General features: G+C 52.6%; 17 protein-coding genes. All 17 read right to left on the reverse strand.

Going from position 1 to position 20,865, the window contains the following annotated elements:
- Positions 1 to 147: 147 nt before the first annotated feature.
- Positions 148 to 984, reverse strand: a complete 837-nt coding sequence (locus ACHUEV_RS07485) for a hypothetical protein (RefSeq protein ID WP_394178520.1) — start codon at positions 982 to 984, stop codon at positions 148 to 150.
- Positions 985 to 1,056: 72 nt separating this feature from the next.
- Positions 1,057 to 1,683 carry a YdeI/OmpD-associated family protein gene (locus tag ACHUEV_RS07490; protein WP_394178522.1) on the reverse strand — a complete coding sequence of 209 codons (627 nt, stop codon included), beginning with the start codon at positions 1,681 to 1,683 and terminating at the stop codon, positions 1,057 to 1,059.
- A 111-nt stretch (positions 1,684 to 1,794) separates the two neighbouring features.
- A complete protein-coding gene (locus ACHUEV_RS07495; RefSeq protein ID WP_106358383.1) occupies positions 1,795 to 2,091 on the reverse strand; it encodes a 50S ribosomal protein L23 in 297 nt (98 codons plus the stop codon).
- Positions 2,088 to 2,708 (reverse strand): 50S ribosomal protein L4, encoded by a 621-nt coding sequence (gene rplD / locus ACHUEV_RS07500; RefSeq protein ID WP_394178524.1) that lies wholly within the window; start codon positions 2,706 to 2,708, stop codon positions 2,088 to 2,090. The genes ACHUEV_RS07495 and rplD overlap by 4 nt, the downstream gene beginning before the upstream one ends.
- Positions 2,698 to 3,435: a 50S ribosomal protein L3 gene (rplC, locus tag ACHUEV_RS07505; RefSeq protein ID WP_394178526.1), complete on the reverse strand. Its 738-nt coding sequence runs from the start codon at positions 3,433 to 3,435 to the stop codon at positions 2,698 to 2,700. The genes rplD and rplC overlap by 11 nt, the downstream gene beginning before the upstream one ends.
- Before the next feature lie 12 nt (positions 3,436 to 3,447).
- On the reverse strand, positions 3,448 to 3,759 hold the full coding sequence (gene rpsJ, locus ACHUEV_RS07510; RefSeq protein WP_045997916.1) for a 30S ribosomal protein S10: 312 nt from the start codon (positions 3,757 to 3,759) through the stop codon (positions 3,448 to 3,450).
- A gap of 216 nt (positions 3,760 to 3,975) precedes the next feature.
- Positions 3,976 to 4,374, reverse strand: coding sequence for a hypothetical protein (locus tag ACHUEV_RS07515; protein ID WP_394178528.1), 399 nt, complete (start codon positions 4,372 to 4,374; stop codon positions 3,976 to 3,978).
- A 160-nt stretch (positions 4,375 to 4,534) separates the two neighbouring features.
- Positions 4,535 to 5,710, reverse strand: a complete 1,176-nt coding sequence (gene tuf / locus ACHUEV_RS07520) for an elongation factor Tu (RefSeq protein WP_394178530.1) — start codon at positions 5,708 to 5,710, stop codon at positions 4,535 to 4,537.
- A 52-nt stretch (positions 5,711 to 5,762) separates the two neighbouring features.
- Positions 5,763 to 6,383, reverse strand: coding sequence for a DUF6778 family protein (locus tag ACHUEV_RS07525; RefSeq protein ID WP_394178532.1), 621 nt, complete (start codon positions 6,381 to 6,383; stop codon positions 5,763 to 5,765).
- Entirely contained in the window at positions 6,383 to 8,500 is a 2,118-nt protein-coding gene (fusA, locus tag ACHUEV_RS07530; protein ID WP_394178534.1) for an elongation factor G, read from the reverse strand. Before fusA ends, ACHUEV_RS07525 begins: the two co-directional genes overlap by 1 nt.
- A 15-nt stretch (positions 8,501 to 8,515) precedes the next feature.
- On the reverse strand, positions 8,516 to 8,986 hold the full coding sequence (rpsG, locus tag ACHUEV_RS07535) for a 30S ribosomal protein S7 (RefSeq protein WP_394178536.1): 471 nt from the start codon (positions 8,984 to 8,986) through the stop codon (positions 8,516 to 8,518).
- Between the two features lie 12 nt (positions 8,987 to 8,998).
- Complete coding sequence (rpsL, locus tag ACHUEV_RS07540; protein ID WP_093990610.1) at positions 8,999 to 9,370, reverse strand: 30S ribosomal protein S12; 372 nt, start codon at positions 9,368 to 9,370, stop codon at positions 8,999 to 9,001.
- A 265-nt stretch (positions 9,371 to 9,635) separates the two neighbouring features.
- Entirely contained in the window at positions 9,636 to 10,535 is a 900-nt protein-coding gene (locus ACHUEV_RS07545; protein ID WP_394178539.1) for a DMT family transporter, read from the reverse strand.
- Positions 10,536 to 10,669: 134 nt separating this feature from the next.
- Entirely contained in the window at positions 10,670 to 14,923 is a 4,254-nt protein-coding gene (gene rpoC, locus ACHUEV_RS07550; RefSeq protein ID WP_394178541.1) for a DNA-directed RNA polymerase subunit beta', read from the reverse strand.
- A gap of 92 nt (positions 14,924 to 15,015) precedes the next feature.
- A complete protein-coding gene (rpoB, locus tag ACHUEV_RS07555) occupies positions 15,016 to 19,155 on the reverse strand; it encodes a DNA-directed RNA polymerase subunit beta (RefSeq protein ID WP_394178543.1) in 4,140 nt (1,379 codons plus the stop codon).
- A 245-nt stretch (positions 19,156 to 19,400) separates the two neighbouring features.
- The gene (rplL, locus tag ACHUEV_RS07560; protein WP_106358372.1) at positions 19,401 to 19,775 is read right to left on the reverse strand and encodes a 50S ribosomal protein L7/L12; all 375 of its coding nucleotides are present in this window, start codon (positions 19,773 to 19,775) and stop codon (positions 19,401 to 19,403) included.
- Positions 19,776 to 19,843: 68 nt separating this feature from the next.
- A complete protein-coding gene (rplJ, locus tag ACHUEV_RS07565) occupies positions 19,844 to 20,356 on the reverse strand; it encodes a 50S ribosomal protein L10 (protein ID WP_106358371.1) in 513 nt (170 codons plus the stop codon).
- Between the last annotated feature and the right edge of the window lie 509 nt (positions 20,357 to 20,865).

Consider the following 20,865-nt stretch of genomic DNA (forward strand, 5'->3'; position numbering starts at 1 on the left):
GGCAGTTAAAGGGCCCCGAAGGTCCCCTGAGTAATAAACACACAGACCCCAGAACGAATCCGGGGCCAAGCGATTGCGGGGATTTAGCAGGGACGAGGGTGGCTGTCTATAGGCTGGGGCTTTTTAGTATGCTATCGGCATCACTAATTACCTATCATTGGCGTCACGTATTGAACCAAGACTTCGCACCAAAAGCAAACTAGACTTGTGCGACGCGTACGCCTCCATCCGCGAAGAAGGCACCTCGCCGTATCTAACGGCAGCAATGCACTCAACGTCAGACAACATGTGATGCAGGTTCAGGCTTGGAACTGATTTACGTAACGCATCATGAAGACTGCTTAGCTTATGAGTACGCTCAACCTTCTCGTCACCGATAATTGCGATTAAGCCCTTCATAAACTTTTCACACAGCTGCAATGAAGCCCATCGTGACTGCCCATAATTTGGCGTTTGCGCCGTCAAGTGCATTGTCGCAGCAGCCCAATCACTCTCTGCTTCCGCGAACATTGGATGGGCACTTCGAAATCGGTCGAATGCAGCACGGACATCAAGCCCTATCACGTACAACTGATAGATCTCATTCAGATCAGCGCCAGCAAACCTAGATAGGCGTCCCTCCGTAAGCCCAACTAAAGAACAACAGGGATTAACTCTAATTACTCCGGTAGCAATAGCGCTCGTAGTCGGCTCACTCATTTCACGCGTCGCCTCCACAACAACCAATCCAAAGACCTTTGGAATACGCATCTCCCACATGTCGCCATCAGCGAGAACGCCAATTTTTGCTCTTTCGGAAAAATCAACTTTGAGTGCATCCCCGTACATATCGTCGTACCATCGATAGATTTCTCTCGTGTATTTTGACGCAACCTTCAGCTCTCGAGGCGCACCTGTGTTAAGTTGATCAGTCAATGGCATGGAAATGCTGAAACGTTTACTAAATGCACGAACAGCCTGAATCGGCCTAGCATGCTGCTTCACCCCTTGGGCCTTCAGCTCTGCATCTATTTCGAGCAGTATTTCAGACAGATCATTAGGAATTTTTCGCGTATTTTACCTCTCCAACGCACCCTTCCCTGCAATGATTTTATCCCGAAACTTCGCGATCCTGTTTACCCGCGTTGCTGACTGCTTTGCGCCGTTCAGGTTGATCACATAGCTTTTTTGGCGGCCCGGCGTCAGGCTGTGGAATGCTTCGGCCAGTTCGGGGTCGTCGTCGAGGGCGGCGATCAGTTCTTCGGGCAGCTCAAGTTCGCGCTCGACTTTGGGCGGCTTGATCCCTGCTTCGGCAAAGCCCTTTAGCTCAGCCAGGTATGATTGCATCACCGGGCGCAGACGCTCCACGTCATCGGCAGATGTCAGATACATCACGCTTGGCGTGGCGCTATTCGGGCCACTTGGCTTCAGTACGCCTTCGGGGTCTTTCAACAGGGACGCATTCATAAACGTCAGGCGAAAATCGCCCTTAAACGCGCCGATCAATGCGATGTTGCGCCCCGCATGCATATAGCACGGGTGACCCCACTTTACCGTTTCTTCAAGTCCGGCATCACGGCAGATATCGCGCAGCACCGCCAGACCGTCCGCCCAAGTGGTCGTTGAACAGGCAGGCGTGTCAAAGCGTGAACAGCGCCCGCAGCCCTTGGTAAAATAGTCTTCAATTTCGGTTATCATCGTCATGGCTTGCCCTCGGGTTGGCTTTGATTACGAGTACGGTCATTTGCAGGCAATGCGCAACGAAAAAGGCCCCCGGCATTCGCCGAGGGCCTTTCCCAATACTATCCGACGGGCTTACAGGCCAGTCGAGACGTCGATGGTGTTACCCTCTTCGAGAGTAACGTAAGCCTTCTTAACGTCTTTACGGGTGCCGAGCGAACCGCGGAAGCGCTTCACTTTACCCTTAGTGATTGTTGTGTTGACCGCTTTAACCTTCACACCAAACAGAGCTTCAACAGCTTGCTTGATCTGTGGTTTGTTTGCTTCGATCGCAACTTCGAAAACAACAGCATTAGCTTCAGAAGCCATTGTTGCTTTTTCAGTGATGATCGGCTTGCGGATCACATCGTAGTGTTCTGCTTTCGCGCTCATGCTAAACGAGCCTCCAGTGCTTCAACACCTGCTTTAGTCAGAACAAGAGTGTCAGACTTCAGGATGTCGTAAACGTTAGCACCCTGAGAAGGGAGAACGTTCAAGGTTGTGATGTTAGCAGCTGCCTTTTTGAAGTCAGCGCTGACTTCGGCGCCATCGATGATCAACGCACGCTTCCAACCCAACGCACCAACCTGTTTGGCCAGAGCAGAAGTTTTGGTGTCTTTCACGTCGATGTTGTCAACGATGACCAGCTCGCCTGCTGCCACTTTCGCGGACAGAGCGTGCTTAAGGCCCAGCTTGCGGAACTTTTTGGTCAACTCGTGGGCGTGGCTACGTGGGGTTGGACCCTTGTAGATACCACCCGAACGGAAGATCGGAGCACCACGGGAACCGTGACGTGCGCCACCAGTACCTTTTTGGCGATAGATCTTCTTAGTCGAGTAAGACACTTCGGAACGACCAAGCACATCGTGTGTACCAGCCATTGCCTTGTTACGCTGCCAGCGAACAACACGGTGCAAGATGTCCTTGCGTGGCTCAAGACCAAAGATCTCGTCGTTCAGTTCGACGGAACCAGCTTTACCACCGTCCAGTTTGATTGCATCAGCCTTCATTGTTTTCGCCTCCCTCAACTGGAGCATCGGTTTGATCAGCCGCCGTAGCTGCGGTGCGCAAAGCAGCAGGGTATGCAATACCTTCAGGAGCAGGTTTCTTAACCGCGTCCTTCAGAGTAACCCAACCACCTTTGGAACCGGGAACAGCGCCTTTGACCATGATGATACCACGGTCGGCATCGGTCTTAACGACTTGCAGGTTCTGAGTAGTGACTTTCGCCGCACCCATGTGACCAGCCATTTTCTTGCCTTTGAAAACCTTACCAGGATCCTGACACTGACCAGTTGAACCGTGCGAACGGTGAGAGATCGAAACACCGTGTGTCGCGCGTAGACCACCAAAGTTGTGGCGCTTCATCGCACCAGCAAAACCTTTACCGATCGATGTACCAGATACGTCAACGTACTGGCCTTCGAGGTAGTGATCAGCAGACAGCTCAGCGCCGACTTCGATCAGGTTTTCTTCGGAAACGCGGAATTCTGCCAGCTTGCGCTTAGGCTCAACCTTTGCAGCGGCAAAGTGACCGCGCATCGCTTGGCTTGTGCGTTTTGCTTTTGCAGTACCAGCACCCAGCTGAACAGCTGTGTAGCCGTTAGCGTCAGCTGTACGCTGCGCAACAACCTGCAGGTTTTCGAGAGAAAGAACGGTCACAGGAATCTGCTTGCCGTCTTCCATGAAAAGCCGGGTCATGCCGACTTTCTTTGCGATAAGTCCTGTACGGAGCATCTAAGACCCTCCTTAAACAGAAATCTGGACGTCAACGCCAGCAGCCAGGTCGAGCTTCATCAGCGCGTCCACTGTCTGTGGTGTTGGGTCAACGATGTCGAGAAGACGCTTGTGCGTACGGATCTCAAACTGATCGCGAGATTTTTTGTCAACGTGTGGGCCACGCAGAACAGTGAATTTTTCAATCTTGTTCGGCAGCGGGATTGGGCCACGTACAGAAGCGCCAGTGCGCTTTGCTGTGCTAACGATTTCCTGTGTGCTTGCATCAAGCACCCGGTAATCAAACGCCTTAAGGCGGATGCGGATGTTTTGGCTCTGAGCCATATTCATCACCCCTATTTAGGGCCTAGATCGGAGAGGAAGACGCGCGCTCATCGCGCACCTTCATCGCGTCTTTTAATGAACTGAAAAAGGGCACGCGGAGCGCACCCTGTCAGGACTTGGGTCGTTTAGGACGAGTCGCAGAATAAAGCAAGGGGGCATGCTGCAAGAAATCATCCTGTTAGAATGCCTCGCTCTATTTTTATAAACTAGACTGGACTAACAAGACAAGTTAGTGCGCCAACCGTAGAACCGGCCGCTCACTTTGCTTCGCAACAGGTTCAAATCCGCAGTCTCAATATCTCCGCCTAGAAGCGCAAGTATTCCCGGCTCAAACGTAGCTTGGCAACCCGTTACGGAATTCGCGGCAACCTCGATATCGGCCACAGTGTATTTGCCTTTCGTCTTGGTCTGCTCAACCAATGCATAAGAACGGTCGTCAATTACGGCGACCCGGAAGAGGTTTCCCGACACACGCACTGTCTGAGCAGACTCAAGCGCTGCTTCACTTCTTGCGATATTCGCAGCCTTTTGCGCATGCAACTCTGACGAATTAGATGTGCAGCCAGCCAAGACAAGCACCAGCGCGCCGAATATTTGAGGTATAGAAATTTTCATCCGTTTTCCTTTGTTTGCCGCCAATTAGCTTAGTTAAGGCATGCACTAAAGCCTTAAACAATTCGTATCCATGAACGCCCGCGAACGCAAAAAGCCGCTCCATTTCTGGAGCGGCCCTTCGTTTGTCTCGTGTGTGTCGGAGAGAACCCCGACCTACGGCTTATTCTACGATTTTAGAAACAACGCCGGCGCCGACTGTGCGGCCACCTTCGCGGATCGCAAAGCGCAGACCGTCTTCCATCGCGATTGGTGCGATCAGCTCAACGTTGAACTTCAGGTTGTCGCCTGGCATGACCATTTCTGTGCCCTCAGGAAGAACAACAGTGCCGGTCACGTCAGTTGTACGGAAGTAGAACTGTGGACGGTAGTTCGCGAAGAATGGTGTGTGACGACCGCCTTCTTCTTTGGTCAGAATATATGCTTCTGCTTCGAACTTTGTGTGTGGTGTCACAGAACCTGGCTTACAAAGAACCTGGCCACGCTCAACTGCTTCACGGTCAACGCCACGCAGAAGTGCGCCGATGTTGTCGCCTGCTTCACCGCGGTCAAGCAGCTTGCGGAACATTTCAACACCAGTACATGTTGTTTTCTGTGTGTCTTTGATGCCAACGATTTCAATCTCGTCACCAACGTTGATCACGCCACGCTCAACACGGCCAGTCACAACTGTACCACGACCAGAGATCGAGAACACGTCCTCAACTGGCATCAGGAACGGCAGGTCAACTGCACGTGCAGGTGTTGGGATGTATGAATCAACAGCTTCCATCAGCTTAACGATAGAATCTTTACCGATATTGTCGTCACGCTCTTCCATCGCAGCCAAAGCTGAACCTGGGATCACTGGAATGTCGTCGCCTGGGTAGTCGTAAGACGACAGCAGTTCACGGATTTCCATTTCAACCAACTCAAGCAGCTCTTCGTCGTCTACTTGGTCAACTTTGTTCATGTAAACAACCATGTACGGGATGCCAACCTGACGACCAAGCAGGATGTGCTCGCGTGTCTGTGGCATTGGGCCGTCTGCTGCGTTCACAACCAAGATCGCGCCGTCCATTTGAGCAGCACCAGTGATCATGTTCTTGACGTAGTCGGCGTGGCCGGGGCAGTCAACGTGTGCGTAGTGACGTGACTCAGTCTCGTACTCAACGTGTGCTGTAGAGATCGTGATACCACGTGCTTTTTCTTCTGGCGCACCGTCAATTTGGTCGTACGCTTGGAAGTCACCAAAGTACTTGGTGATCGCTGCTGTCAGGGTTGTTTTACCGTGGTCAACGTGGCCGATTGTACCAATGTTAACGTGCGGCTTATTACGTTCAAACTTTTCCTTAGCCATTTCTTTTTTCCTTTAGAGGGTATTTCATTCATCACGCCAATTAGGCGTAAACTTACATTTTCCAAGCCGCGGGACGGAGCGCGTTGTTGTCCCCCGCAGCGGTCGTTGCGCTGGAACTACGGCTATCGGAGAACGCCGTCGTACCTGAAACCGCGCGGGCCCCCAAAAGACGTTGCGCAACAGTGTTTGCGAAACTCGCTACTGTCTTGCGATAGTCTTCTTGTGCGGAGCCCCGGGACGCAGCGCCAACGATACCGCCAGGCGCCCAGCCGTCACTTGATGAAGTCATCTTAGTTTCGGGCAAAAGCACCCCACCTGTTGAAAGATCAACAACCGAGACCGTTGCAGAAACACTGCTAACTCCACCAATCAGCAACGACTGTCCGGGGGAGACAAGGCTCACCCGGTCAACATCCACGTCCACACGGACGGGATTACCACCGGGCATCCCCCGCCCCTGCATACGTGCTGCCAAAGCCCTAGAGATGTCCGACTGCACCTGATTGTTCGGCACAGAGATAGACCGGCCGCTAACACCCGAAAGGTTGGGTGTAGTGACCGCGATCTCCTGCACGACCATCCGACTTGATACTTCCGGATCTATAAGAGGTCCGGCAGCACAAGCTGAAAGAAGAAGTGCCGCAAAAATTGCGAAGATGGCTTTCATTTTCATCACGCGTATTTCTTTTGGATCTCTTCTGAAAGGTTCTGTGGAACCGGATCATAGTGGTCGAACTGCATCGAGAACTGTGCACGGCCCGAAGACATGGAGCGCAGTGTGTTGATGTAGCCGAACATGTTCGCCAGCGGAACCATTGCGTCGATCGCGATGGCGTTGCCACGAGTGTCTTGACCCTGAACCTGACCACGACGTGAAGTAAGGTCACCGATGATACCACCAGTGTATTCTTCAGGCGTGATCACTTCGACTTTCATGATCGGCTCGAGCAGTTTCGCGCCAGCTTTACGCATACCTTCACGCATACACATACGTGCAGCGATTTCGAATGCGAGGATGCTGGAGTCAACATCGTGGAACTTACCGTCAAGCAGCTGCACTTTGAAGTCGATCACAGGGAAGCCAGCCAAAGGACCGCTGTCCATCACGGACTTGATACCTTTTTCGACGCCTGGGATGTATTCCTTAGGAACAGCACCACCAACGATCAGAGACTCGAACGAGTAACCTTCACCTGGCTCTGTAGGCATGATGTTCAGCTTAACTTCACCGAACTGACCTGAACCACCAGACTGCTTCTTGTGCGTGTAAGTATGTTCAACAGCGTGACCAATGGTCTCGCGGTAAGCCACCTGCGGTGCACCGATGTTCGCCTCAACTTTGAATTCGCGCTTCATGCGGTCAACAAGGATGTCGAGGTGAAGTTCGCCCATGCCCTTCATGATGGTCTGACCTGATTCCAGATCAGTTTCCACGCGGAAGGATGGATCTTCAGCAGACAGACGCTGCAGAGCGATGCCCATCTTTTCTTGGTCGCCTTTTGTTTTTGGCTCAACGGCGATCTCGATCACAGGATCAGGGAACGTCATTGTTTCAAGAACAACTGGTTCGTTTTGCGCACACAGGGTGTCACCGGTTGTGGTGTTCTTCAGACCACCAAGCGCGATGATGTCGCCAGCAAATGCTTCATCGATCTCTTCACGATCGTTAGAGTGCATCATCATCATACGACCGACGCGCTCTTTGTGACCCTTAGTAGAGTTCAGCATTGTGTCGCCCTTAGACAAAGTACCGGAGTAGATCCGTGTAAATGTCAGCGAGCCCACGAATGGGTCGTTCATGATTTTAAACGCAAGACCAGAGAAAGCCATGTCGTCATCTGCACGACGCGCAATGTTACGAACTTCGTCTTCATCGCCCGGCTTAAAGCCCATGTAGTCAACAACGTCCAAAGGAGATGGAAGATAGTCAACAACAGCGTTCAACAGTGGCTGAACACCTTTGTTCTTAAAGGCAGAACCACCAAGAACAGGTACGAAAGACAAGTTCAAGCAGGCCTTACGGATCAGCTTGCGCAGGACTGGTACTTCTGGCTCGTTGCCTTCGAGGTACGCTTCCATTGCATCGTCGTCTTGCTCAACAGCAGCTTCGACCAGCTTTTCACGCCACTCAGCAGCTTGTGCTGCTAGGCTTTCGCGGATCGGTGCTTTGATCCAAGACGCGCCAAGGTCTTCACCCTGCCACAACCATTCTTCCATGGTGACGAGGTCAACCAGACCTTCAAGCTCTGTTTCTGCACCGATTGGGAACGCAACTGGGATAGCGCGTGCACCAGTACGGTCTTCAATCATGCGAACGCAGTTGAAGAAGTCAGCGCCGATTTTGTCCATTTTGTTGACGAAAACCATACGCGGAACTTTGTAGCGGTCAGCCTGACGCCAAACAGTTTCTGTCTGAGGCTCAACACCAGCGTTTGCGTCAAGAACACAAACAGCACCATCGAGAACAGCCAAGGAACGTTCAACTTCGATTGTGAAGTCAACGTGGCCTGGTGTGTCGATGATGTTCATGCGGTGCTTAGGAGAGTCAGCTTCTGTGCCGTTCTCTGTGCGCTCCCAGAATGTTGTCGTCGCAGCGGAAGTAATTGTAATACCCCGTTCCTGCTCCTGTTCCATCCAGTCCATAGTCGCAGCGCCATCGTGCACTTCGCCGATGTTGTGGGACTTGCCTGTGTAGTAAAGGATACGTTCGGAACAAGTGGTTTTCCCTGCGTCGATGTGCGCAATGATACCAAAGTTCCGGTATAGATCGAGAGGATACTCGCGTGCCATATCAGATGCTTCCTATTACCAGCGGTAGTGGCTGAACGCTTTGTTAGCGTCGGCCATTTTGTGAGTGTCTTCACGCTTTTTAACGGCTGTACCGCGGCCATTCACGGCATCGATCAGCTCGCCTGCAAGGCGCTCTTCCATTGTGTTCTCGTTGCGTGATTTCGCAGCTTTGATCAACCAACGGATCGCAAGTGCTTCACGGCGCTCAGGGCGCACTTCAACAGGAACTTGGTATGTTGCACCACCGACGCGGCGCGAACGCACTTCGACGGAAGGCTTGATGTTGTCCAGCGCCTCGTGGAACACTTCCACAGGTGCTTTTTTCAGCTTGTCTTCAACGCGATCGAATGCGTTGTAAACGATGCGTTCAGCAACAGATTTTTTGCCATCGATCATGAGGTTGTTCATGAACTTGGTCAGGATGATATCGCCAAACTTTGCGTCTGGCAGAACTTCGCGTTTTTCAGCGGCGTGACGACGTGACATCTAATCTTTTCCTTACTTAGGACGCTTCGCGCCGTACTTAGAACGACGTTGCTTACGGTCTTTAACACCTTGGGTATCAAGTACACCGCGCAGGATGTGGTAACGAACACCTGGCAAATCTTTTACACGGCCGCCGCGGATCAGAACCACAGAGTGTTCCTGAAGGTTGTGGCTTTCACCGGGGATGTAAGAGATGACTTCGAAACCGTTTGTCAGGCGCACTTTGGCAACCTTACGCATAGCGGAGTTAGGTTTCTTTGGTGTCGTTGTATAAACGCGTGTGCAAACGCCGCGTTTTTGTGGGCAGGATTCCAAGTGCATGGACTTGGATCGTGTAACTTTTGGCTGGCGCGGCTTGCGGATCAGCTGCTGAATCGTTGGCATCGTTTGATGTTCCCATCTATTCACGTGTGTGCCCCCTAGCGGGAGCGGTTTCAAAAATGCCCTTCGTCTTCGAAAAGCACAAAAATTCCGCAGTCGAACCCTTACCGGAGGTTCGGTGCGGTTGGGCTACAGAGGAACAAGACAATAGGCGTCCGGTTCTTGACCACTCAACTTTGATATCGGAACAAAAGAGGGAATTCCCCTAGTCCGGATGAGCGGCGTATAGGGGGAGTCGGAATGCCTGTCAACAGTTCGCCGCCAAGCGTTACCGCGCTGACGGTACGGGCACGCGCCGCACACGGTTTCGGCTTTCACGATAAAGCGTGAACAGACCAGTCGCGACGACGATCATTGCCCCAATCATGGTCAAAAAGTTGGGCCATTCGCCAAAGACCAACACACCAAGGATCATCGCGACAATCAGGCTGGTATAGCGGAACGGCGCAACGAAACTGATCTCGCCCCAGCGCATTGCGGTGACGGAAAAAATATAGCCGCAAATCAGAAATGCTGTCGCCCCAAGCAACTGCAGCGTCGCCTTGGTTGTAAATGGTACGCTTTCCGTAAACAGCGACCCCACCCCACCCAACAAGGTAACCCCGACAGCCGCAATAAGTGCGACAAAGATCGAAGGCACATCGCGCGACATCCGGCGCACGACGACATCACGCAGGGTGACGCAGGCCACCGCCGCCAAGGCGTAAAGGCTAAACAAATTAAAGTCCGCCCCACCCGGCTGAATGATCAGTAACACCCCTGCAAACCCGACACTAATCGCCGCCATTCGCCGCCATCCCAAAGGCTCACCTAAGAATACCGTCGCGCTTAAGCTCACTGCCAGCGGAAGCGACTGCAATATCGCACTCACATTCGCGATGGGCATGTTGAACAAGGCGGTCAGAAAGAAATAGGTACCGGCGACTTCGCCAAGGCTACGCAAGATGATCAAACCCCACTCGCGACGCGGCAGGTCAAAACGTAACTGCCCCATCATCCTGCACATAATCAGCAAACAAATGATTGCGCCGACACCGCGCCATAGCACGGCCTCAAACAAAGGGATTTCGTCGGACAGTGCCTTCATGAAGGCATCGTTCGCCGTATAGGCACACATGCCCCCCATCATAAGAAGCGCGCCGCGCGTGTTGTCGGAAATAGTTGTCATACCAGAGACGTAGCAGTCAAAGGTACCGGCAACCAGCCAGCATCAGACACTGTAAGTGCGGGAAGCGACGCATATAGGGCGCAAACAAAAAGGCCCCCGCGATGCGAGGGCCTTTTTAATTCGTTTTGGCGTATTTACGCGTCGTCGCCTTCGGGTGTGTCAACAACCAGATCGCTGAACACGTCGCTTTCGGATACGTCGTTTGACGATTCCATTGGCGCGGCAAGCGCGGCGGCTTGTTCTGCCTCCAGACGGCGTGCATCCAGTACGACATTGTCGCGCTCTGCAGCAACACGGCGCATTTGCTGTGTTGCACCACCGGTACCAGCTGGGATCAGGCGGCCCACGATGACGTTCTCTTTCAGGCCGATCAGTTTATCACGTTTGCCCTGAACCGAAGCCTCGGTCAGAACGCGTGTGGTTTCCTGGAACGACGCAGCAGAGATGAACGAACGCGTTTGCAGCGATGCCTTGGTGATCCCCAAGAGGATCGGCTCACCTGTTGCCGGACGATCGCCGCGTTTCAGCGCCTTCGCGTTGGCCTCATCAAACTCAGCCTTATCGACGTTCTCGCCTTTTAGCAGAACAGTGTCACCGCTGTCTTGGATTTCCCATTTCTGGAGCATCTGACGCACGATAACTTCGATGTGCTTATCGTTGATCTTAACGCCCTGCAGACGGTAAACGTCCTGAACTTCGTCGATCATGTAGTCAGCCAAGGCTTCGACACCCATAACCGCAAGAATATCGTGCGGAGCAGGGTTACCGTCCATGATGTAGTCGCCCTTCTGGACAAAGTCACCTTCCGCAACCGGAATGTGCTTACCCTTAGGCACCATGTATTCGACCTTAACCTCTGAGTCCTCAGAAGATTCAATCGCGATGCGACGCTTGTTCTTATAGTCCTTGCCAAAGCGCACGTAGCCATCGATTTCCGCGATGATTGCGTGGTCTTTTGGACGACGAGCTTCGAACAGTTCAGCAACACGTGGCAGACCACCAGTGATGTCCTTGGTCTTGGCGCCTTCACGCGGGATACGCGCAACAACGTCACCAGCCTTGATCTCCTGACCGTCTTCGACAGACAGGATGGCATCAACAGACATACCGTAGGCGACAGGGTTACCATCGTCTTTCATGGCAGGTTCGCCGTCAGCACCGACCACGATGATCTTTGGTGCAAGCTCATTGCCTTTTGGTGCCGCACGCCAGTCAGCAACGATACGCTGGGTCATACCCGTTGCATCATCGGTGTCTTCACGAACTGCGATACCGTTAACCAGATCGACGTATTTCGCCGTACCTGATTTTTCAGCAATGATCGGCAGAGTGTATGGATCCCATTCGAACAGCTTGTCGCCGCGAAGGATATCCTGACCTTCTTTGACGAACACCTTAGAACCGTAGCCAACCTTGTGGTTAGCAAGCTCTGTGCCTTCAGCATCTGTGATCGACAGGACCATGTTCCGGCCCATGACGACCATTTCACCAGCAGCATTTTCCAGCAACGACGCGTTGTCGAAGCGGATTTTACCCGGCTGAGAAGCCTCTTGGAACGACTGTTGGCCACCCTGCGCAACACCACCAATGTGGAATGTACGCATTGTCAGCTGTGTACCAGGTTCACCGATGGACTGCGCAGCGATGATGCCGACAGCTTCGCCGATGTTCACACGTGTACCACGTGCAAGGTCACGACCGTAGCACATTGCACAGACGCCATCTTCGGCTTCACAGGTCAGCGGGCTGCGGATGCGCATTTTACCGATACCCGCAACGTCGATCATGTCGGCTTTGCGTTCGTCGATGAGTTCGCCAGCTTCGACGATAACTTCGTCTGTGCCCGGCTTCAGAACATCGTCAGCAGACACACGGCCGAGGACGCGTTCAGCCAATGACGAAACAACTTCACCATCGTTTACGGCGGCTTCGGCAGTGATCGCACGATCCGTACCACAATCGATCTCGCGAACGATGCAATCTTGTGCAACGTCTACCAGACGACGTGTCAGGTAACCAGAGTTCGCAGTTTTCAAAGCGGTATCTGACAGACCCTTACGGGCACCGTGGGTCGAGTTGAAGTACTCGAGAACGGTCAGACCTTCTTTAAAGTTCGAGATGATCGGTGTTTCGATGATTTCGCCGTTTGGCTTAGCCATCAGACCACGCATACCACCCAGCTGTTTCATCTGCGTAACAGAACCACGCGCACCGGAGTGGGCCATCATGTAGACCGAGTTAGGCTCGTTTTCAGCGCCGTTCGCATCGCGACCGGAATCCGAAATCGTGGACATCATCGCATCAGTGACTTTGTCGTTTGCCTTTGACCACGCATCAACAACTTTGTTGTACTTTTCACCCTGAGTAATCAGGCCGTCCATGTACTGCTGTTCAAAGTCTTTCACGAGGTCACGTGTTTCGTCGACCAGTTCCCATTTGTTGTCTGGGATAACCATGTCGTCCTTACCGAACGAGATGCCAGCCTTGAACGCTTCGCGGAAGCCCATGGTCATGATCTGATCACAGAAGATAACCGATTCCTTCTGACCGCAGTAGCGGTAGACGGTATCAATAACTTGCTGAACTTCTTTCTTACGCAGCAGACGGTTCACCAAAGCAAACGGTGCTTTAGCGTTCATCGGCAGAAGACCACCAAGACGCAGACGGCCAGGTGTTGTTTCGAAGCGAACCATCACTTCGTTACCTTCTTCGTCGATCTGCGGCATACGCGCGGTGATTTTCGCGTGCAGGTGCACCTCACCAGCGTTCAGAGCGTGCTCGACTTCTTCGATGTCGCGGAACTCCATACCTTCGCCCTTCATGCCTTCGCGCATGATGGTCGTGTAGTAGAGGCCCAAAATCATATCCTGTGAAGGAACGATGATTGGCGCACCGTTGGCAGGCGACAGAACGTTGTTCGTAGACATCATCAAGACGCGTGCTTCCAGCTGGGCTTCCAGCGAAAGAGGCACGTGAACAGCCATTTGGTCACCGTCAAAGTCGGCGTTAAACGCAGAGCAGACAAGCGGGTGCAGCTGGATCGCTTTACCTTCGATCAGGGTGGGTTCGAACGCCTGAATACCCAAACGGTGCAGCGTAGGCGCACGGTTCAGGAACACTGGGTGCTCGCGGATCACCTCGTCCAAGATATCCCAAACTTCGGGACGCTCTTTTTCGACCAGCTTTTTCGCCTGCTTCACGGTTGAAGACAGACCTTTTGCTTCGAGGCGCGAATAGATGAACGGCTTGAACAGCTCGAGCGCCATCTTCTTCGGCAGACCACATTGGTGCAGCTTCAGCTCTGGACCAGTCACAATGACCGAACGACCAGAGAAGTCGACGCGCTTACCCAAAAGGTTTTGACGGAAGCGACCTTGCTTACCCTTCAGCATGTCGGACAGCGATTTCAGCGGACGCTTGTTAGCACCCGTGATCACGCGACCACGACGGCCGTTGTCGAACAATGCGTCAACAGATTCCTGCAGCATCCGCTTTTCGTTACGGACGATGATGTCAGGTGCGCGCAGTTCGATCAGACGCTTCAGGCGGTTGTTCCGGTTGATAACGCGGCGATACAGATCGTTCAGATCGGATGTCGCAAAGCGGCCACCATCCAGCGGCACCAGTGGGCGCAGCTCTGGTGGGATCACAGGGATCACGGTCATGACCATCCATTCAGGACGGTTGCCAGATTCAAGGAAGTTTTCGACGATCTTCAAACGCTTGATGATCTTCTTCGGCTTCAGTTCGCCTGTCGCTTCTTTCAGATCAGCGCGCAGTTGGTCTGCTTCACCTTCCAGATCAATCTGGGACAGCATTTCGCGGATCGCTTCAGCACCGATGTTGGCTTGGAACGCGTCCATGCCGTACAAATCCTGCGCGTCGTTGAATTCTTCCTCAGTCATCAACTGACCATAGGTCAGGTCTGTCAGGCCGGGCTCGATCACAACGTAGTTTTCGAAATACAGAATGCGCTCAAGATCACGCAGTGTCATGTCCAGCATCAGACCGATACGGGATGGCAGCGATTTCAAGAACCAGATGTGTGCAACGGGTGCAGCTAGTTCGATGTGGCCCATGCGCTCGCGGCGGACCTTTTGCAGCGTAACTTCAACACCACATTTTTCGCAGACAACGCCGCGATATTTCATGCGCTTATATTTGCCGCATAGGCATTCGTAATCTTTGATTGGGCCAAAGATACGCGCACAGAACAGACCGTCACGCTCTGGTTTGAACGTACGGTAGTTGATGGTCTCTGGCTTTTTGATCTCACCGAACGACCATGACAGGATGCGCTCTGGAGATGCCAAAGACACCTTGATTTCGTCAAACGTTTTAGCCGGTGTGAGCGGGTTAAACGGGTTGTTTGTCAGTTCCTGGTTCATCTTCAATTCCTTGAATTGGGTGCAGTGGGGAGAGGGCGGGCGATGGTTTTTCTAGAAAAACCATCTGACCCTAAGAGATTTCTAGAAATCTCTTATTCCTCATCCTCTGCATCCAGGAGTTCCATGTTGAGGCCGAGGCCCCGGACTTCTTTCACGAGCACGTTGAACGACTCTGGGACGCCTGCCTCAAAGTTGTCTTCGCCCTTGACGATGCTTTCGTAGACTTTCGTCCGGCCTGCAACGTCATCCGACTTCACAGTCAGCATCTCTTGCAGGGTGTAAGCAGCGCCATAAGCTTCCAATGCCCAGACTTCCATTTCCCCGAAACGCTGGCCACCGAACTGGGCTTTACCACCCAACGGTTGCTGCGTGACAAGGCTGTAAGGCCCGGTGGAACGTGCGTGGATCTTGTCGTCGACCAAGTGGTGCAGTTTCAGCAGGTATTTCACACCCACAGTAACCTTACGGCTAAACTGTTCACCTGTACGGCCGTCAAACAGTACTGATTGGCCAGAAGTATCGAAACCGGCACGCGTCAGTGCATCGTTTACGTCTGCTTCTTTCGCACCGTCAAAGACAGGCGTCGCAATCGGCACACCACGTGTGACGTTACCAGCAGCTTCGACCAGCTGACCTTCGTCCATGCCTTCGATGCCTTCGCCGTAAACGTCGTCACCGTACACGATCTTCATCGCATCACGAACAGGTGTCAGATCGCCAGAGCGACGGTATTCACCAAGCGCATCGTCAATCTGGATACCCAGACCGCGTGCAGCCCAACCCATGTGAGTTTCAAGGATCTGACCGACGTTCATACGTGAAGGAACACCAAGCGGGTTCAGACAGAAATCAACCGGCGTACCATCGGCAAGGAACGGCATGTCTTCCATAGGCACAACCTTGGAAATAACACCTTTGTTCCCGTGACGACCCGCCATCTTATCGCCCGGCTGCAGCTTACGCTTCACCGCAACGAAGACTTTGACCATCTTCATAACACCCGGTGGCAAATCATCACCACGGCGGACTTTCTCGACTTTGTCCTCAAAACGCGCATCCATTGCACGCTTCTGGATTTCGTACTGTTCGTTCAGGGCTTCTACGACCTGAGCGTCAGCTTCATCCTTCAGGGCAACCTGCCACCACTGGCCACGGCTAAGCTCAGCCAATGACTCTTCGGTAACGATCGAGTTTGGTTTGAAACCACGTGGACCTTTGACAGCTTCTTTGCCGATGATCATCGACTTCAGACGCGCATAGATGTTCCGGTCAAGGATCACCAATTCGTCGTCGCGGTCACGAGCCAAACGTTCAACTTCTTCACGTTCGATCTGAAGCGCACGTTCGTCTTTTTCCACACCATGGCGGTTAAAGACGCGCACTTCTACGACTGTGCCGAAATCACCTGGCTTAACGCGCAGCGATGTATCGCGAACGTCAGACGCTTTCTCACCAAAGATAGCACGCAGAAGCTTTTCTTCTGGTGTCATCGGGCTTTCGCCTTTTGGTGTGATCTTACCGACTAGAATGTCGCCTGGCTCTACTTCGGCACCAATGTAAACGATACCAGCCTCGTCGAGGTTACGTAGCGCTTCTTCACCAACGTTTGGAATATCGCGTGTGATTTCCTCTGGCCCAAGCTTTGTATCGCGAGCGGCGACTTCGAATTCTTCGATGTGGATCGAAGTAAAGACGTCGTCACGTGTAATACGCTCGGAGATCAGGATACTATCTTCGTAGTTATAACCGTTCCACGGCATAAACGCGACGACCACGTTTTTACCCAGAGCCAATTCACCGATATCGGTGGATGGACCATCGGCAATAACTTCGCCCTTAAGAACTGTATCGCCAACCTTCACCAGCGGACGCTGGTTGATGCAGGTGTTTTGGTTCGAGCGCTGGAATTTACGCATGCGATAGATGTCTACGCCTGCGTCGCCCAGTTCAAGATCAGAAGTCGCACGAATAACGATACGCTGCGCATCGACTTGGTCGATGATACCAGCGCGTTTCGCCATGATCGCAGCACCTGAATCGCGTGCCACTACTTCTTCGATACCGGTACCCACAAGCGGGGCCTCGGCTTGAAGCAATGGAACAGCCTGACGCATCATGTTCGAACCCATCAGGGCCCGGTTAGCATCGTCGTTTTCAAGGAACGGGATCAAGGACGCAGCAACAGAGACCAGCTGCTTTGGTGAAACGTCGATCAGGTCGACATTTTCACGAGGCGCCAGTGTGTAGTCTCCGTTCATACGGGTCGAAACCAGATCGTTGTTGAAACGACCGTCTTCGTCCAAGTTCGCGTTGGCCTGCGCCACAGTGTGACGCATTTCTTCTGTCGCGGACATGTAGCTGACTTCGTCAGTTACTTTGCCTTCGATAACCTTGCGATATGGTGTTTCGATAAAGCCGTATTTGTTCACGCGAGCAAAAGTAGCCAGCGAGTTGATCAGACCAATGTTTGGACCTTCCGGTGTCTCAATTGGACACATACGACCGTAGTGCGTTGGGTGAACGTCACGAACTTCAAAGCCAGCACGTTCACGTGTCAAACCACCGGGCCCAAGCGCAGACAGACGACGCTTGTGTGTCACTTCGGAAAGCGGGTTGGTTTGGTCCATGAACTGCGACAGCTGCGAAGAGCCGAAGAATTCACGCACCGCAGCAGCGGCTGGTTTCGCGTTGATCAGGTCCTGAGGCATCACAGTGTCGATTTCGACGCTGGACATACGTTCTTTGATCGCGCGCTCCATGCGAAGCAGGCCAACACGGTATTGGTTTTCCATCAGCTCGCCAACGGAACGGACACGACGGTTACCAAGGTGGTCAATATCGTCGATATCGCCTTTGCCATCGCGCAGCTCAACCAACGCTTTGATGCAGGATACGATGTCTTCCTTGCGCAATGTGCGCATGGTGTCTTCAGCATCTAGGTCGAGACGCATGTTCATCTTAACGCGACCAACAGCGGACAGGTCGTAACGCTCACTGTCAAAGAACAGCGTGTCGAACAGAGCTGACGCAGAATCTACGGTTGGTGGCTCGCCTGGGCGCATCACGCGGTAGATATCCATGAGAGCCGTTTCACGGTTCATGTTCTTATCTGACGCCATCGTGTTGCGCATGTATGCGCCAACATTGACGTTATCGATGTCCAAGACTGGGATCGTGGTGATGCCCGCATCAACCAGATCTTTCAGCGTACCGCCGATCACATCGCCAGCTTTGTCCACTTCAACAGTCAGCTCATCACCAGCTTCGACATAAATCGCGCCAGTTTCTTCGTTGATGATGTCAGTCGACACAAATTTGCCGATGATTTGCTCGTATGGAACTAGCAAATCAGTGACAGAACCTTCGTCGATCAGTTTCTTGACGGAACGAGGTGTAACTTTCTCGCCTGCTTTTGCGATGACTTCACCAGTCTTCGCATCAACCAGATCAAACGCAGGACGTGTGCCACGTACACGCTCTGGGAAGAACTTTGTCTGCCAAGCGCGTGCTTTAGCATCAAGGTGGTATTCAACAGTGTCGTAGTAGGCATTCATGATGCCTTCTTGGTCCAGACCCAGCGCATAAAGCAGGGTTGTGACAGGCAGTTTACGACGACGGTCGATACGGCAGAACACAAGGTCTTTCGCATCGAATTCAAAGTCCAGCCAGCTACCGCGGTATGGGATAATGCGGCAAGCAAACAGAAGTTTACCGGACGAGTGTGTTTTACCTTTGTCGTGATCGAAGAACACGCCAGGTGAACGGTGCATCTGAGATACGATAACGCGCTCTGTGCCGTTCACGACAAATGTGCCGTTCGGCGTCATCAAAGGCATATCGCCCATGAACACGTCTTGTTCTTTGATGTCTTTAACAGACTTGTTGCCTGTATCCTCGTCCACATCAAACACGATCAAACGCAGCGTGACCTTAAGAGGCGCGCTGTACGTCATGTCGCGCTGCATGCACTCTTCGACGTCATATTTTGGCTTTTCAAGCTCGTATTTTACGAACTCAAGCAAAGCTGTTTCGTTGAAATCTTTGATCGGGAACACCGACTGGAAGACACCTTTGATGCCTTCGCCGTCAAGCGGTGTGTCACTGTCGCCAGAGCGCAGGAACAGATCATAAGAAGATTTCTGAACCTCAATGAGGTTCGGCATTTCGAGTACTTCACGGATTTTGCCGTAGTACTTACGCAGGCGTTTCTGACCAAGGAAGGAGGAAGCCATATGCGGTGTCACCTTTTGTTTGTCTCTCGAATGACACATCGCCCGGGCCGCGACGCACCACCCATTTGACCGGGGGTTTGATGTCTATTCGTGGCTGCCGTCCCACCGGCACCCTCCCGACATCTCAAACCTACCCAAGGGGTCGGTCAGCATTTGGCCGACCTCTAAGACAGGTTCGGCTGGACGCACATCTCTGCGCGCCCAGCCTTATTTTCATGACGAAGAAAACTTCGCCTGATACTAGCTTAGGCCAGTTCGACTTCTGCGCCGACTGCTTCCAGCTTAGCTTTGATCTCTTCAGCTTCTGCTTTAGCAGCGCCTTCTTTGATCTTGCCGCCAGCTTCAACCAGATCTTTCGCTTCTTTCAGGCCAAGACCTGTGATGCCGCGAACTTCTTTGATCACGTTGATTTTGGATGCGCCAGCGTTCTTCAGAACGACGTCGAATTCAGTTTTCTCAGCAGCAGCTTCGCCACCAGCGTCGCCGCCTGCAGCCATCATTACTGCGCCGCCAGCTGCGGGCTCGATGCCATACTCGTCTTTGAGGATGGTTTTCAGTTCTTGTGCTTCGAGAAGGGTAAGACCAACAATCTCTTCAGCTAGTTTTTTCAGATCAGCCATTTTATGCTTTCCGTTCGTTTTAAGTGTGTTCCAACGTCAGGGCAGAGCCCCAAGTCAATTCAGATGCTTTATGCAGCTTTCTCTTCGATAGTCGAAAGAATGCTTGCGATGTTCGAAGCAGGCGCGCCAATGGCCCCAGCAATGTTGGAAGCAGGTGCACCGATGCAACCGACGATAGAAGCAATAAGCTCCTCGCGCGATGGCATACCGGCAACGGCTTTAACACCAGCAGGATCAAGAGCTGTGTCACCCATTGCACCACCCAAGACAACGAGCTTGTCGTTACCTTTGGCGTACTTATCCACGACCTTCGCAGCTGCGACAGGGTCTTCGGAATAGGCGATTACAGTCATACCCGAGAGGTACTCAGCGATGCTTTCGCATGGCTTGCCCTCAAGAGCGATTTTGGCGAGCTTGTTCTTGGCAACGCGTACAGAACCACCCGCATCACGCATTTGCGCGCGCAGGTCCTGCATTTCAGCAACTGTCATGCCTTCGTAGTGGGCAACCACTACGACGCCAGAGCTTTCAAAGATCTGGCCGAGATCGTCGACCAGCTGTTCTTTTTGTGCTCTATCCACAGTTTCACTCCAAGTTTGGCACTGGGTTAGGCCCAGCACCGGCTCTAATTTTGTCACGCGGCAAGCCGCCCAACAGTCTACAGTCCATGTAAACGGGGCGTCCAAATTGCCGAGGAGAGCCTCAAAAATCTGGTCTATCCCGCCTCAGGCAGGAATTAGCGACATAAATGCCAACCCACCGTCTCGGACGAATAAAGGCCCGAACGAATCAATCTTTCGGGCCATGTGGTGGGACTATCGCTTTTTTTGACAAGTGTGAAGACTAAAGATAATCACGATCAATGACGCAGCCAGTAAATATTTTCTTCCAAACCTGCTGGTCAACTTTAACAAAGGTAAGTGTGACGTGCCATTAAGCAAGTTTGTTGATCAATACAGCGGCTACAAACCCTTGGTACAGAAGTTCTGCATACTAGTAGCTTGCTTCGGGGCGATATCAGTGGCCCATCGCCTTTTGGCGTTCAAACTGCTTCTCACCGACGCAAGCCTAGACTATGTCGAAACTTACA

The organism is Yoonia maritima, assembly GCF_043641945.1.
GTDB lineage: Bacteria > Pseudomonadota > Alphaproteobacteria > Rhodobacterales > Rhodobacteraceae > Yoonia > Yoonia maritima_B.

Bases quoted from the DNA above. Each gene is read 5' to 3' on its own strand.
- ACHUEV_RS07490 (WP_394178522.1), bottom strand. From the start codon at position 1,683: ATGACGATGATAACCGAAATTGAAGACTATTTTACCAAGGGCTGCGGG.
- ACHUEV_RS07495 (WP_106358383.1), bottom strand. From the start codon at position 2,091: ATGAGCGCGAAAGCAGAACACTACGATGTGATCCGCAAGCCGATCATC.
- rplD (WP_394178524.1), bottom strand. From the start codon at position 2,708: ATGAAGGCTGATGCAATCAAACTGGACGGTGGTAAAGCTGGTTCCGTC.
- rplC (WP_394178526.1), bottom strand. From the start codon at position 3,435: ATGCTCCGTACAGGACTTATCGCAAAGAAAGTCGGCATGACCCGGCTT.
- rpsJ (WP_045997916.1), bottom strand. From the start codon at position 3,759: ATGGCTCAGAGCCAAAACATCCGCATCCGCCTTAAGGCGTTTGATTAC.
- ACHUEV_RS07515 (WP_394178528.1), bottom strand. From the start codon at position 4,374: ATGAAAATTTCTATACCTCAAATATTCGGCGCGCTGGTGCTTGTCTTG.
- tuf (WP_394178530.1), bottom strand. From the start codon at position 5,710: ATGGCTAAGGAAAAGTTTGAACGTAATAAGCCGCACGTTAACATTGGT.
- ACHUEV_RS07525 (WP_394178532.1), bottom strand. From the start codon at position 6,383: ATGAAAATGAAAGCCATCTTCGCAATTTTTGCGGCACTTCTTCTTTCA.
- fusA (WP_394178534.1), bottom strand. From the start codon at position 8,500: ATGGCACGCGAGTATCCTCTCGATCTATACCGGAACTTTGGTATCATT.
- rpsG (WP_394178536.1), bottom strand. From the start codon at position 8,986: ATGTCACGTCGTCACGCCGCTGAAAAACGCGAAGTTCTGCCAGACGCA.
- rpsL (WP_093990610.1), bottom strand. From the start codon at position 9,370: ATGCCAACGATTCAGCAGCTGATCCGCAAGCCGCGCCAGCCAAAAGTT.
- ACHUEV_RS07545 (WP_394178539.1), bottom strand. From the start codon at position 10,535: ATGACAACTATTTCCGACAACACGCGCGGCGCGCTTCTTATGATGGGG.
- rpoC (WP_394178541.1), bottom strand. From the start codon at position 14,923: ATGAACCAGGAACTGACAAACAACCCGTTTAACCCGCTCACACCGGCT.
- rpoB (WP_394178543.1), bottom strand. From the start codon at position 19,155: ATGGCTTCCTCCTTCCTTGGTCAGAAACGCCTGCGTAAGTACTACGGC.
- rplL (WP_106358372.1), bottom strand. From the start codon at position 19,775: ATGGCTGATCTGAAAAAACTAGCTGAAGAGATTGTTGGTCTTACCCTT.